The sequence below is a fragment of the Mycobacterium sp. AZCC_0083 genome (assembly GCF_014202335.1).
Lineage (GTDB): Bacteria > Actinomycetota > Actinomycetes > Mycobacteriales > Mycobacteriaceae > Mycobacterium.
Window position 1 is genome coordinate 346,994 of the sequence record NZ_JACHGP010000008.1, and the last position, 12,751, is coordinate 359,744.

The 12,751-nt window shown below is 65.7% G+C and carries 16 protein-coding genes; 9 read left to right on the forward strand and 7 right to left on the reverse strand.

Translation table 11 applies throughout. From position 1 onward, the window contains the following. Positions 1-79 precede the first annotated feature (79 nt). Positions 80-1,546 carry an ATP-binding protein gene (locus tag HNP02_RS21675; protein ID WP_184442355.1) on the reverse strand — a complete coding sequence of 489 codons (1,467 nt, stop codon included), beginning with the start codon at positions 1,544-1,546 and terminating at the stop codon, positions 80-82. Between the two features lie 12 nt (positions 1,547-1,558). After that, entirely contained in the window at positions 1,559-3,256 is a 1,698-nt protein-coding gene (locus HNP02_RS21680) for a response regulator (protein ID WP_184442357.1), read from the reverse strand. 292 nt (positions 3,257-3,548) lie between these two features. On the opposite strand from HNP02_RS21680, the gene infA reads away from it, so the two are divergent. From infA to truA, 8 genes are all read left to right on the forward strand, one after another. Then, a complete protein-coding gene (gene infA, locus HNP02_RS21685) occupies positions 3,549-3,770 on the forward strand; it encodes a translation initiation factor IF-1 (RefSeq protein ID WP_003418601.1) in 222 nt (73 codons plus the stop codon). 33 nt (positions 3,771-3,803) lie between these two features. Beyond that, the gene (rpmJ, locus tag HNP02_RS21690) at positions 3,804-3,917 is read left to right on the forward strand and encodes a 50S ribosomal protein L36 (RefSeq protein ID WP_079925868.1); all 114 of its coding nucleotides are present in this window, start codon (positions 3,804-3,806) and stop codon (positions 3,915-3,917) included. 175 nt (positions 3,918-4,092) lie between these two features. Beyond that, the gene (rpsM, locus tag HNP02_RS21695; RefSeq protein WP_149375641.1) at positions 4,093-4,467 is read left to right on the forward strand and encodes a 30S ribosomal protein S13; all 375 of its coding nucleotides are present in this window, start codon (positions 4,093-4,095) and stop codon (positions 4,465-4,467) included. 6 nt (positions 4,468-4,473) lie between these two features. Then, complete coding sequence (rpsK, locus tag HNP02_RS21700; RefSeq protein WP_149375640.1) at positions 4,474-4,890, forward strand: 30S ribosomal protein S11; 417 nt, start codon at positions 4,474-4,476, stop codon at positions 4,888-4,890. Between the two features lie 14 nt (positions 4,891-4,904). Next, on the forward strand, positions 4,905-5,510 hold the full coding sequence (gene rpsD, locus HNP02_RS21705) for a 30S ribosomal protein S4 (RefSeq protein WP_184442359.1): 606 nt from the start codon (positions 4,905-4,907) through the stop codon (positions 5,508-5,510). An 86-nt stretch (positions 5,511-5,596) separates the two neighbouring features. After that, on the forward strand, positions 5,597-6,649 hold the full coding sequence (locus HNP02_RS21710; protein ID WP_184442361.1) for a DNA-directed RNA polymerase subunit alpha: 1,053 nt from the start codon (positions 5,597-5,599) through the stop codon (positions 6,647-6,649). Positions 6,650-6,707: 58 nt separating this feature from the next. Next, on the forward strand, positions 6,708-7,328 hold the full coding sequence (gene rplQ / locus HNP02_RS21715) for a 50S ribosomal protein L17 (protein ID WP_184442363.1): 621 nt from the start codon (positions 6,708-6,710) through the stop codon (positions 7,326-7,328). A gap of 4 nt (positions 7,329-7,332) precedes the next feature. Next, positions 7,333-8,217 carry a tRNA pseudouridine(38-40) synthase TruA gene (gene truA / locus HNP02_RS21720; protein ID WP_184442365.1) on the forward strand — a complete coding sequence of 295 codons (885 nt, stop codon included), beginning with the start codon at positions 7,333-7,335 and terminating at the stop codon, positions 8,215-8,217. Here the strand turns inward: truA and HNP02_RS21725 are convergent, their stop codons facing one another. From HNP02_RS21725 to HNP02_RS21745, 5 genes are all read right to left on the reverse strand, one after another. Continuing rightward, positions 8,218-8,919, reverse strand: coding sequence for a cutinase family protein (locus HNP02_RS21725; protein WP_375373698.1), 702 nt, complete (start codon positions 8,917-8,919; stop codon positions 8,218-8,220). A gap of 127 nt (positions 8,920-9,046) precedes the next feature. Beyond that, entirely contained in the window at positions 9,047-9,691 is a 645-nt protein-coding gene (locus HNP02_RS21730; RefSeq protein ID WP_184442367.1) for a cutinase family protein, read from the reverse strand. Between the two features lie 31 nt (positions 9,692-9,722). After that, positions 9,723-10,388 (reverse strand): cutinase family protein, encoded by a 666-nt coding sequence (locus HNP02_RS21735; RefSeq protein ID WP_309241651.1) that lies wholly within the window; start codon positions 10,386-10,388, stop codon positions 9,723-9,725. A gap of 24 nt (positions 10,389-10,412) precedes the next feature. Further along, positions 10,413-11,081, reverse strand: coding sequence for a cutinase family protein (locus tag HNP02_RS21740; protein WP_184442369.1), 669 nt, complete (start codon positions 11,079-11,081; stop codon positions 10,413-10,415). 15 nt (positions 11,082-11,096) lie between these two features. Next, the gene (locus tag HNP02_RS21745; RefSeq protein WP_184442586.1) at positions 11,097-12,095 is read right to left on the reverse strand and encodes a DMT family transporter; all 999 of its coding nucleotides are present in this window, start codon (positions 12,093-12,095) and stop codon (positions 11,097-11,099) included. Between the two features lie 87 nt (positions 12,096-12,182). Here HNP02_RS21745 and HNP02_RS21750 point away from each other — a divergent pair, with 87 nt between their 5' ends. Next, positions 12,183-12,734 (forward strand): CGNR zinc finger domain-containing protein, encoded by a 552-nt coding sequence (locus HNP02_RS21750; RefSeq protein ID WP_184442371.1) that lies wholly within the window; start codon positions 12,183-12,185, stop codon positions 12,732-12,734. Positions 12,735-12,751: the final 17 nt, after the last annotated feature.

The following is a 12,751-nucleotide window of genomic DNA, read 5'->3' on the forward strand; positions in this document are numbered from 1 at the left end:
TGGGTCAACCCGCCGCGTCGCCGCGCCTATTCCGTTTCGATCGGGCTGATCGGAAACGAGGTCGCGAACTCCGCGTGAACTACTCGGTGGGGATGGCTTCTTCCGGTGGCCCGGGGGCGACCAAGGGCAGCACGATGATGAAGCGGGTGTCGCCCGGTTTGGACTCCACCCGCAGGGTGCCGTGATGCTTCTCCACGACGATCCGCCAGGCCAGGTCGAGGCCGAGTCCGGTGCCCTCGCCGAACGGCTTGGTGGTGAAGAACGGGGTGAAGATGCGTTCGATCAGATCGTCGGAGACGCCGGGACCGTCGTCGCAGATCTGCACCTCGATCGAGCTGTCGCCTACGCGCGATGTGCGGAAGGTCAGGCGGCCGTGGCCATCCATGGCCTGCAGCGCGTTGTCGATGATGTTCGTGAACACCTGGTTGAGATCGCCTGGGTAGCAAAGCAATTCGGGAAGTGAGTGGTCCAACTCCTTGCACAGGACGACCGCCTTGCCCTGGCCGATCTTGTCGCCGAACATCATCACGGTGCTGCGCAGGAGGTCGTGGACGTTGGCGCTCTGATATGGCGCCCGGTCCATCTGCGAGTACTGCTTGGCGCCTGCCAGCAGCGCCGAGATCCGGTCGCTCGCCTCGCCGATCTGGTTCATCAACAGCTCGGTCTCGATGGTGTACTTCAGCCAGCCGATGGCGCCCTGCAACGACGCGGACGCGTCCACCTCGTCGACGGCGGCCGACACCCGCTCCAGCCAGTCGATGTCGAGGCCGGCCTCGACGAACGTCGACGGGTAGTCCCACGCCCCAGGAATGCCGTGGTCTTCGAGCCAGTCGCCGAGCTGGTCCTCGCGGTCGGAGGCCTCAAGCGCGCTGAGTTCCTGCGACTTGGACTTGGCCACCTGCTCGGCGACCTCGTCCTGGACGCTGACGAGAACGCGCAGCGCCTCGGGGCTGAACTTGCCGTCGGCCAGCATGGCCAGCTTGTGGCGCATCTTGCCGACCCGGTCGCGGAGATCGGCGACGGCGCGTGCGTTGGCGCCTGCCGGGTTGTTCAGCTGGTGCGTCAGGCCCGCGGTGATGGTGCCGAGGGCCAGCAGCTTCTCCCGCTGATCGATGATCTTGCGGGTGCGCATCCCGCCGACCTTGTGCCCCTCGAGCAGGTGTACCGCCATCGGGAACTCGGTCTGGACGAAACGGCCGAAGGCGTCGGCGTCGAGCACGAAGAACTTCGACGGCCTGGTGACCCGGACCGAGGCCTCGTACAGATGGTCCTCGTTGGGATCGAAGGCCGACCACGCGCCGCAGTACACCCCGCGCTGGGAGGTCCGGTTGGTCTCGATGTCGTCGCCGCCGGAGCGCTTCGACATCACCAGCTCGCCGTCGATCAGCACGTAGAAGCACGTCGCAGGCTCACCCTCGATGCAGATGGGGCCCGGTTCGTACGTGGCGATGTGCCCGTTGTCGCACAACGTCGCGAGTTGTGCGTCGGACAGCGACTCGAACAGGAACAGTGTCCTCAGTTCGGTGGGTAGACACTTCTCGCCCATACGGGTCTCCTTCTAGGCCTCGGCCAAGTAGCGATGCACCAGCATTACGGCCATCGATCCTTCGCCGACGGCCGCCGCGACACGCTTCGCAGACTCGGCGCGCACATCTCCTGCAACAAACACACCGGGCACACTTGTTTCCAAATGGTGCGGCGGTCTGTCCAGAGTCCAACCGCAGACGTCCTTCAGGTCGGGTCCGGTGAGGATGAAACCGTGGTCGTCACGTGCGACGACGCCGTCGAGCCATTCGGTGCGTGGGGTCGCCCCGATGAAGCAGCACAGCCGCCCGCAGTCAACCCTCTCGCGCACCCCGGTCTGTCTGTTCTGCAGCCAGAGACCCGACAGGTGACCGTCCTCGCCGCAGGTGTCGACGACCTCGGTACACGTCCTGACCTGGATCTTGGGGTTGTTCTCGATCTGCTGGATCAAGTAGTAGGACATCGAGGCCTCCAGTGACGGTCCGCGCACCAGCAGCGTGACCGACTTGGCTTCCTTCGACATGAACATCGCCGCTTGACCTGCCGAGTTGGCGCCGCCGACGATGTAGACGTCTTCGTCCCTGCACTCCGAGGCCTGCGACACCGAGGCGCCGTAATAGACGCCCGCGCCGACGTAATTACATCCGTCGGGATCGTCGGGGTTGTTCCAACAGCCCGTGACCCGCAGCTGCTGGTACTCGACGCCGGTAGCCAGGATCACGGCCTGCGCGCCGATCGTGCTGCCGTCCTCGAACTGGATCTTGCGCGCCGACCCGCTGACCTCGAGTCCGATGGCCTGCCTGGTGGTGATCACTTCGGCGCCGAACCGCTCGGCCTGCCTGCGTGCCGACGTGGTCAGCTCGGCGCCGGAGACGCCGGTGGGGAAGCCGAGGTAGTTCTCGATCCGCGAGCTGCGCCCGGCCTGCCCGCCCGTCGTGGTGCGCTCGATGAGCACGGTCCCGAGCCCCTCGGAGGCGCCATAGACCGCTGCGGCCAGGCCCGCGGGTCCACCGCCGATGACCACCAGGTCATACATCGGTAGCGACGGTTCGGTGGAAAGACCCAGCATGGCGGCGAGTTCACCGTTGGTCGGGTCGACGAGCGTCTCGCCGCCCTCGGTGATGACGACGGGAAGCTGGTGTCCGTCCAGGTTCGCCGCGTCGAGCAGTTGCTTGCCCTTCGGCTCGTCGGAGTTGAACGGCCGGAACGTGTGCTGGTTGCGGGCTAGGAACTGGCGCACCTCCCACGACCGTGGGTTCCACCGGTGGCCGATGACCTTGGTGTGCGGGATCGCGCGGTCGCCGACCGCGCGCCATGCCTCGAGCAGCGCGTCGATGACGGGGTAGAGCTTCTCCTCCGGCGGATCCCACGGCTTGAGCAGGTAGTGATCGAGGTCGACGACGTTGATCGCATCGATCGCGGCGTGAGTGTCGGCGTACGCGGTCAGCAGAACCCGGCGGGCCAGCGGGTACAGGTCCATCGCCGCTTCGAGGAACTCGATGCCGCTCATCTGCGGCATCCGGTAGTCGGCGACGAACACCGCAACGGTGTCGCCGCGTAGCTTCAGCTCGTTGAGCGCTTCCAACGCGTCCTGCCCGGATTCGGCGCGGACGATCCGGTAGTTCTCGCCGTAGTGTCGACGGAGGTCACGTGCGACAGCGCGAGAGACGGCGGGATCGTCGTCAACGGTCAAAATCACGGGCTTGCGGGGCTGGGGATCAGGTCCAGTCATCACTCATAAGTATGCGCCTTCACGTCCAGCGGATATCGGTTCGGCATATGCGCCCTTGGTGAACGCGATCGCGGCGCGGTTCGCCTGCCAGGCGCCGGTCGCGGTGGTTTTGGAGCCTGGCCGCAGAACGCGTAGCATGGACCAACGGTGCGGCTTTCCGCGCCGACTTTGTGCGTGCTCCCCAGGACTCACGGGAATCTTCCCGATCCGGCTCACGTTTTTAGTCGGATCGAAGGCTGTGCTGGAACGGCGCAAGCGAATACGAAACCAAAGCAAGGATCGCCAAAAAAGTATGGCAAAGAAAGACGGCGCCATCGAGGTCGAGGGACGCGTTGTCGAACCCCTGCCCAATGCGATGTTCCGCATTGAGCTGGAGAACGGCCACAAGGTTCTCGCCCACATCAGCGGCAAGATGCGGCAGCACTACATCCGCATCCTGCCCGAGGACCGTGTCGTCGTGGAGCTGTCCCCGTACGACCTGTCCCGGGGCCGCATCGTGTACCGGTACAAGTAACTAGACCAAGACAGACAGAAGGATCGAAGCGCCGTGAAGGTGAACCCGAGCGTCAAGCCAATCTGCGACAAGTGCAGGGTGATCCGTCGGCATCGGCGGGTCATGGTGATCTGCTCCGATCCGCGCCACAAGCAGCGTCAGGGCTAAGAGCGCGAGTAGTACGCACGATCACAACTGAATGATGACCTCCCAGTACCACTGAGCGGCTGGAATCTTTAGAGATTGGGCCAGCTCAACACGTCCGGCACGGAGGCCGGGCCCCGCTAGCAGGCGGGAACGGACTGGGAACAGACCTCCGCAAAGTAGAAGGAAACACTGCCTGATGGCACGTCTCATGGGCGTTGACCTCCCGCGCGACAAGCGCATGGAGATCGCGCTGACCTATATCTACGGCATCGGCCGTACCCGCTCCCAGGAAATCCTGGCGGCGACGAGCATCGACCGCGACCTGCGCACCAAGGATCTGTCCGACGATCAGGTGGCGCAGCTGCGCGAGTACATCGAGGGCAACCTCAAGGTGGAGGGTGATCTGCGCCGTGAGGTGCAGGCCGACATCCGCCGCAAGATCGAGATCGGCTGCTACCAGGGCCTGCGGCACCGCCGTGGCCTGCCGGTGCGTGGCCAGCGGACCAAGACCAACGCGCGCACCCGCAAGGGCCCGAAGCGCACCATCGCCGGCAAGAAGAAGGCCAGGTAACCCCGGATGGCACAAGCAAAGAAGGGTGGCGCTGCTCCCAAGAAGGGGCAGAAGACCCGTCGCAAGGAAAAGAAGAACGTCCCGCACGGCGCCGCACACATCAAGAGCACGTTCAACAACACGATCGTGTCGATCACCGATCCGCAGGGCAACGTCATCGCCTGGGCATCCTCGGGCCATGTCGGCTTCAAGGGTTCGCGCAAGTCGACGCCGTTCGCCGCGCAGCTGGCTGCTGAGAACGCCGCCCGCAAGGCGCAGGAGCACGGTGTGAAGAAGGTCGACGTGTTCGTGAAGGGCCCGGGTTCGGGCCGCGAAACCGCGATCCGTTCACTGCAGGCCGCCGGACTCGAAGTCGGCGCAATCTCTGATGTCACCCCCCAGCCGCACAACGGCTGCCGTCCGCCCAAGCGGCGCCGGGTCTAGGAGGAACTAGAAACATGGCTCGTTATACCGGACCCGCCACCCGCAAGTCGCGCCGTCTCGGCGTCGACCTGATCGGTGGAGATCAGTCGTTCGAAAAGCGCCCCTACCCGCCCGGCCAGCACGGCCGCGCGCGGATCAAGGAGAGCGAGTACCGCCAGCAGCTGCAGGAGAAGCAGAAGGCCCGTTTCACCTACGGCGTGATGGAGAAGCAGTTCCGCCGCTACTACGAAGAGGCCAACCGCCACGTCGGCAAGACCGGCGAGAACCTGCTGCAGATCCTGGAGAGCCGGCTGGACAACGTCGTGTACCGCGCCGGGCTCGCCCGTACGCGTCGCATGGCGCGCCAGCTGGTCAGCCACGGCCACTTCACCGTCAACGGTGTCAAGGTCGACATCCCGAGCTACCGGGTGTCGCAGTACGACATCATCGACATCAAGGAGCGGTCGCTGAACACGCTGCCATTCGAGCTGTCGCGGCAGACCGCAGGCGATCGCCCGATCCCGTCGTGGCTGCAGGTCGTTGGGGAGCGTCAGCGCATCCTGATCCACCAGCTGCCCGAGCGGGCGCAGATCACCGTGCCGCTCACCGAGCAGCTCATCGTCGAGTTCTACTCGAAGTAAGAAGGGCCCCCGGCCACCACATCCGGTGATCGAGGGCTTACACCAAACCGGCATCAAATAGCGGGTGCCGAGAAGGAGATGGAAAAATGCTGATCTCTCAGCGACCCACACTGTCCGAGGAGAGCCTCGCCGAGAACCGGTCGAAGTTCGTCATCGAACCGTTGGAGCCCGGATTCGGTTACACCCTGGCGAACTCGCTTCGGCGGACCCTGCTGTCGTCCATCCCGGGCGCAGCGGTCACCAGCATCCGCATCGACGGTGTGCTGCACGAGTTCACCACCGTCCCCGGAGTGAAGGAAGACGTCACCGACATCATCCTGAACCTCAAGGGTCTGGTCGTGTCGTCCGAAGAGGACGAGCCCGTCACCATGTACCTGCGCAAGCAGGGCCCGGGTGCGGTCACCGCGGGTGACATCGTGCCGCCCGCCGGCGTTACCGTGCACAACCCCGACATGCACATCGCGACCCTGAACGACAAGGGCAAGCTCGAGGTGGAGCTGGTCGTCGAGCGCGGCCGCGGCTACGTGCCTGCCGTGCAGAACAAGGCGTCGGGTGCCGAAATCGGCCGCATCCCAGTCGATTCCATCTACTCGCCGGTGCTCAAGGTCACCTACAAGGTGGAGGCGACCCGCGTCGAGCAGCGCACCGACTTCGACAAACTGATCCTCGACGTCGAGACCAAGAACTCGATCACGCCGCGTGACGCACTGGCGTCGGCGGGCAAGACCCTGGTCGAATTGTTCGGTCTGGCACGGGAACTCAACGTCGAGGCCGAGGGCATCGAGATCGGGCCGTCGCCTGCCGAGGCCGATCACATCGCGTCGTTCGCGCTGCCGATCGACGACCTGGAACTGACCGTTCGTTCGTACAACTGCCTCAAGCGTGAGGGTGTGCACACGGTGGGCGAGCTCGTCTCGCGCACGGAGTCCGATCTGCTGGACATCCGCAACTTCGGCCAGAAGTCCATCGACGAGGTGAAGATCAAGCTGCACCAGCTCGGTCTCTCGCTGAAGGACAGCCCGGCCACCTTCGATCCGTCCGAGGTTGCCGGCTACGACGTCGCCACCGGCACCTGGAACAGTGACGCCAGCTACGACCTGGACACCGACCAGGACTTCGCCGAAACCGAACAGCTCTAACAAATTCCGTCCCGGTCCTACCTGATACGGGGATCGGCCACATTAGGAGATAGTCGCAATGCCCAAGCCCACAAAGGGTCCTCGCCTCGGCGGGTCGTCCTCGCACCAGAAGGCGCTCCTGGCCAACCTGGCCACGTCGCTGTTCGAACACGGCCGGATCAAGACGACCGAGCCGAAGGCGCGGGCGTTGCGGCCGTACGCGGAGAAGCTGATCACCCACGCCAAGAAGGGCACGCTGCACAACCGGCGTGAGGTGATGAAGAAGATCCGCGACAAGGACGTCGTGCACGCCCTGTTCGCCGAGATCGGACCCTTCTTCGCCGACCGCGCAGGCGGCTACACCCGCATCATCAAGGTGGAGGCACGCAAGGGCGACAACGCCCCGATGGCCGTCATCGAGCTGGTTCGGGAGAAGACGGTGACCTCCGAGGCCAACCGTGCTCGCCGCGCGTCCGCGTCCAAGAAGGCTGAACCCGCCGCGGCAGCTCCGGCTGTCGAGGAGGCTCCGGTCGAGGAGGACACGGTCGTCGAGGAGTCGGTCGACGAGGTCCCAGAGGCCGAGTCCATCGAGGAAGATTCAGCGATCGAAGACGCCCAGACCGCCGAGGCCGAGACCGCTGAGGTCGAAGCCGACGCCGAGGAGAAGGCTGACTCGGACAAGGATGCCGACAAGTCCTAAGCGCATGAACGACGAGCCCGCCATCGATTCCGGTGGCGGGCTTGTTCGTCTTCGCTTCAAGATCGCCTACGACGGAACCGATTTCGCCGGCTGGGCGGCCCAGATCGGGCAGCGCACCGTGGCCGGTGTCCTCGACGATGCACTGAGTACGGTGTTCCGCACTCCTGTCGTGACGCGCGCGGCAGGTCGTACCGATACCGGCGTGCACGCCGCGGGTCAGGTCGCGCACTGCGACGTGCCCGTCGATGCGCTCGCGCAGGCGTACCCGCGCAGCCCACGCGATGGTGAGCCCGAATTCCTGCCGCTGGTAAGGCGATTGGGAAAGTTCCTGCCCGAAGACGTCCGCGTGCTCGACGCCGTAAGGGCGCCAGCCGGATTCGACGCCAGGTTCTCGGCGTTGCGGCGCCACTACTCCTACCGGCTGTCCACCGCGCCATACGGTGTCGACCCGCAAGAGGCCCGCTTCGTCACGCCGTGGCCGCGCCCCCTTGACGTCGACGCGATGACCGAGGCGTCACGAAGCCTATTGGGGTTGAGGGACTTTGCGGCATTCTGCCGGCATCGCGAGGGAGCCACCACGATTCGGGACCTGCAACGGCTGGACTGGTCGCGCGACGGTGACGCGGTCACTGCGTACGTCACCGCCGACGCGTTCTGCTGGTCGATGGTGCGGTCGTTGGTCGGCGCGCTGCTGGCAGTGGGGGAGGGCCGTCGCGAACCCGGTTGGTGCGCCGAGTTGTTGACGGCTACGAAGCGATCGAGCGAGTTCGCCGCCGCGCCCGCGCGTGGCCTCACCTTCGTCGCCGTCGACTATCCGCCTGACGACCAACTCGAGGCGCGGATGACGGTGACCCGCGAAGTGCGAACGGCCGACGAGGTTCAGCGCTGACTACTGCGGCGGCGGTGGTGGCGCGAGCCTGCCTGCGACGAAGTCGGCGGCCGCGTTGACCATGCCGGCGTCGATGTAGGCCTTGGCCATGTGATCGGACCAGTTGTCCTTCCACGTGTCCGGGTCGGCAGGATTGCAGATCGGGTCGGCGCCGTGGCACTGCTCGATGGTCCTGTCGCGGTAGACCGGGTTGAAGTTCCCGATGGGTCCGGCCCACTGAATGCCGTTGCCGAAGAGCGCGACTGCGGCGATGTGCTGCTCCATGTCCGCGGGCAGTGGCTGGCTGAAGCCGAAGAACTGGAAGGGCAGGGCGAGCACGACGTCGGTGACGCCGGCCCCGAGCGAGTACCCGCCGAGCACGATCCGGGTGTTGGGGCAGCTCGTGGCGGTGCTCTGAATGCGCTGGCTCATGTCGTTGGCGCCGACGTCGATCTGGTTGTCGGCGGGGTAGCGCACCGCATAGAGGTTGACGTTCTTCTTCGTCTCCTGCCGAAGCGTACTGACGAAGGTGTTTCCGATCGTCCCGGCACCTGCGGGCTCCATGCGGCCGCGGGCGAAGATGACCTCGACGTCGGAGCAGGCCGCCGCGGACGCCGTCGGGAGGCCGTGCGTCGCGAGTGCGGGACCGACCAACAGGGTAGCGGCGGAGAGTGTGGTGGCGAGGGCGGCGACGACGAGTCTGCGAATCTGCTGAAGGCTCACCGGACCGATGTTAGCCGAACTAATTGGCGCCTTAGTCGCCAGCTCGTGGCTTCCGGGTTGCGGCTGACCTGCGACGAACGACGTCAGTGACCGGCTGGCAAACGACGGTCTGCGGCTTCTGGCAGACCTACAGTTTGCTGATGGCGAAGTCGACCCCCGAGTTCAGGCCACCACCCGCGACGTAGGCCAGCTGGAGGTGAGACAGGGCGAACGGTCCGCCAGAGCAGATGGGGTCGCCCGGATTGCAGACGTCGAGGAACCGGTCAGCGAATTCGGGACCAGGCGCCAGTGGCACGTCCAACAGTCGACTGGCGTTGCCGAAGAGCACGACCGCAGCAATGCGATCGTCGACCCCCGGTGCCAGAGGATCGTTGAGCACCCGGTTGGTCACGGCGGCACCGAGCGAGTACCCGCCGACGACGATCCGGGTGTTCGGACACCGGCTGGCGAACGAGTTCAGCTGTGCGGTCAGGTCATTCACGCCGGGGCCGATGTCTTGATGGGCCGGGTAGTTCACTGCGGATGCGGCGACGTCGCGGCCGGTCCGGTCACGAATGCCTTGCACGAAGACCTCGCCCACCTGTCCGAGTCCCGGCGGTTCGTCGGTGCCGCGGGCGAAGAAGACCTGCACGTCCGGGCACGGCGCGGCCGCGGCCTTGGGGGTCCCAACGGTGCCGGAGACCGTCACGGCCGTCACTCCCGCCGCCGCCAGAATCGTCAACGCCGACACCGAAACCCAGCCACGGAACCGGCCCAACACGGATGTGGTCACGCCAGGGATATCCAATGCCTACCGAAGATCGTTACAGCAGGCTTGCGACGAAGTTGGCGGCCTGGTTGGTAGGCCCGCCCGCGTAGGCCTTGTGCGCGGCCACGCTCTCGCCGTCGGTTTGGCAGATCGGGTCGTTGCCGTTGCACAGATCGATGGACCGGCCACCCCACACCGGGCTCGAGGTCAGCGGCAGGCCGAGCTTGGCCGACGGGTTGCCGAAGACGGCGATGCCGGCGACGTGTTCGGGTGCGTCGGGCGGCAGCGGGTTGTTGAACCCGATCGCCGGGAATGGCACTGCGGCAATCACGTCCATCACCGCTGCGCCCTGCGAGTAGCCGCCCAGCACCAGACGCGTCCCTGGGCAGGCACCCATCATGTACTGGATGTGCGCGCTCGCGTCGTTGGCTCCGTTTGCGGCTGCAAGGAAGTCGTAGGTGGCCGGGTAGTTCACGGCATAGGTTCCGACCGAGCGGCCGCCCACCTTGTTGCGCAACGAGTCGACGAAGGCCCCGCCGGGCAGTCCGAGACCTGGTGCTTCCGAGGTGCCGCGGGCGAACACCACCTCGATGTCGGGGCAGTCGTCGGCCGACGCCGTCGGCAGTGCGCCGATGGGGCCGTTGGTCATCACGGGAGCGAGGACGGCGGTACATGCCGCCGCGACGGCGAACGCTGTGCGCCGGACAAGATCAGAAGCCACGCTAAATAGTAACGCGGGATTCAGCTAGACCAGTCCAGCAACGAAGCTCGCGCCCTGATTCGTGAGGCCAGCGGACACATAATCGCTATGAGCGAACGGATTGCGGCCGCGGGAGCAGATCGGGTCGCCGTCCTTGCAGATGTCGATGGCCCGCCCGCCGAAGACCGAATTCGTGATCGGAATCGAGAACTTCGCCGAGGGGTTGCCGAAGACGGCGACGGCCTTGATGGACGGGACGAGGCTTGACGCCAGCGGGGGCGCCGATCCGATCTCGCCAACCTTGTTGCCGAGTGGTGGAATGCCGGCGAGCATGTCCACCACTGCCGCGCCCTGCGAGTATCCGCCGAGCACGATCTTGGTCGACGGGCACTGCTGAATCAGGGTCGCGATGTAGTTGGCGGCGTCGTTGGCACCGTCTGCGGCGGTCAGGAAGTCATACGAGGCGGGGTAGTTCACCGCATACGTGCTCAGGCTCTGGCCGCCGACAAGGCCGCTCAGCGTTGCGGAGAAGGCATCGCCGACGCGTCCGAGACCAGGCGTGTCGTCGGTACCGCGGGCGAAGATCACCGTGATGTCGGAGCACGGTTCGGCCGTCGCCGCGGGGGCGACTGCCAGCATCGTGGCCACACTTACCAAAGCCGACGTGATCGCGGCCAGACGAGCCGACATTCTGAGCAAGGTCACGCAGCCCATCTTCACATACGACGTTCAGCTACGACCAACCGTTTGCTCGGGGTGCCCGTCCCCGGCAGGCATTTCCGGCCAGGTGAGCTCGGCGACCTTGTCCGTGCGGTCGCCCTGCCTGGCCAGGACGAGCCCGGTGAGGACGACGGCGCCACCGACCGCCTGGGTCGGGGACATCGCCTCGCCCAACAGCGCCCACGCTGCCAGTACAGCGAACATCACCTCGGATAGCCCGACGAGCGACGCGAACCGAGGCCGTAGCCGAGCGATGCCCATGATGCCAAGCGTGTAGGCGATGGCGGTCGGGATGACTGCCAGCGCGATGGCCGGGACCACCCATGACGTCGTCCACCCCGCGACGACGGCGTCATGTGTGGCGAAGGTCAGCGGCAACACTCCTGTTAGCCCGAGCAGTGCCACCGCGACGCTGCCGACGATCAGGCCACCGGCCGCGAGCGTGATCGAGTTCAGTCCGCTGCCGTCGGCAGTGACTTCGTCGGACATCACGAAGTAGCAGGCCGCGCAGATCGCCGCAGCCGAGGCCCAGGCGATGCCGACGAGGTTGATGTGGGCGCCAGAAAAGACGTCCAGCACCAACATGATTCCTGCGATGGCGATCGCGACGCCTGCCAGCGTGAGGTTGCTGGGGCGGCGACGGGTGCTCGCCCAGAGCCAGGCCACGACGAGAACCGGGGCGGTGTACTCGAGCAGCAGGGCCACGCCGACGGACAGGTGCGAGACGGCGTTGAAGTAGCAGAGCTGGGCGCCTGCGATGGGAATCAAGCCGTAGGCCACGACGGTCTTGCGGTGCTGCAGCGCTTCGCGGAACCAGTCGGGTTTGACGATGGTGGCGAAGATCGCCATCACCACGGCGCCACCGGCGAGCCGGGCGGTGACGGCGGCGGTCGGGCTCCATCCCGATTCCATCAGAGACTTGGCCAGCGGCCCCGACACGCCGAATGCGAATGCGGACGCGACGGCGAACAGGAGACCGAGGCGGAAGTGGTCAACGGAGGGTTTCATCGTGGCCGTCACCTGGCACCTCCTGGCATGTAATGAGTAAAATCGATGTTGGTCATGACGCTATCGCCGAAAGGAGTCATGGGTCAAATGATTTTTACTCATGACACCGAACTCACACTGCGTGCCGCGTGTGTGCTGGTCAACACCGATCGAGTGGACGGTGAACAGCTCGGTGAGATCGACGAGCTGGACGAGTACCTGGACGGTTTCGGCTGGACGGGCCGACGCGACAAGGACACCGTCGAGCTGAGCGCTGTGCACCGGTTGCGGGAACGGCTCGGCAAGATCTGGGCCGTCGCCGACGACGAGGAGCGGGCCGTCGGTCAGGTCAACGCGCTGCTGAGCGATACCCGGGCGATGCCCTGGCTGACCAGGCACGCCGAGATGCCGGAATGGCATCTGCACCTGGCCTCGATTCACGACCCGCTGTGGCAACGGATGGGTGCCGAGATCGCGATGGCGCTGGCCGACCTGATTCGCGGCGGCGAGTTGCGGCGCCTCAAGGTGTGCGCCGCGCCGGACTGTGATGCGGTGCTGGTCGACCTTTCGCGCAACCGGTCCAGGATGTTCTGCGACACCGGCAACTGCGGCAATCGCCAGCACGTCGCGGCGTATCGGGAACGGCGAGCCAACGGGTAGTCGGTTAGGGCGTGTAC

Bases quoted from the DNA above. Each gene is read 5' to 3' on its own strand.
- HNP02_RS21675 (WP_184442355.1), bottom strand. From the start codon at position 1,546: ATGGGCGAGAAGTGTCTACCCACCGAACTGAGGACACTGTTCCTGTTC.
- HNP02_RS21680 (WP_184442357.1), bottom strand. From the start codon at position 3,256: ATGACTGGACCTGATCCCCAGCCCCGCAAGCCCGTGATTTTGACCGTT.
- infA (WP_003418601.1), top strand. From the start codon at position 3,549: ATGGCAAAGAAAGACGGCGCCATCGAGGTCGAGGGACGCGTTGTCGAA.
- rpsM (WP_149375641.1), top strand. From the start codon at position 4,093: ATGGCACGTCTCATGGGCGTTGACCTCCCGCGCGACAAGCGCATGGAG.
- rpsK (WP_149375640.1), top strand. From the start codon at position 4,474: ATGGCACAAGCAAAGAAGGGTGGCGCTGCTCCCAAGAAGGGGCAGAAG.
- rpsD (WP_184442359.1), top strand. From the start codon at position 4,905: ATGGCTCGTTATACCGGACCCGCCACCCGCAAGTCGCGCCGTCTCGGC.
- HNP02_RS21710 (WP_184442361.1), top strand. From the start codon at position 5,597: ATGCTGATCTCTCAGCGACCCACACTGTCCGAGGAGAGCCTCGCCGAG.
- rplQ (WP_184442363.1), top strand. From the start codon at position 6,708: ATGCCCAAGCCCACAAAGGGTCCTCGCCTCGGCGGGTCGTCCTCGCAC.
- truA (WP_184442365.1), top strand. From the start codon at position 7,333: ATGAACGACGAGCCCGCCATCGATTCCGGTGGCGGGCTTGTTCGTCTT.
- HNP02_RS21740 (WP_184442369.1), bottom strand. From the start codon at position 11,081: ATGGGCTGCGTGACCTTGCTCAGAATGTCGGCTCGTCTGGCCGCGATC.
- HNP02_RS21745 (WP_184442586.1), bottom strand. From the start codon at position 12,095: ATGAAACCCTCCGTTGACCACTTCCGCCTCGGTCTCCTGTTCGCCGTC.
- HNP02_RS21750 (WP_184442371.1), top strand. From the start codon at position 12,183: ATGATTTTTACTCATGACACCGAACTCACACTGCGTGCCGCGTGTGTG.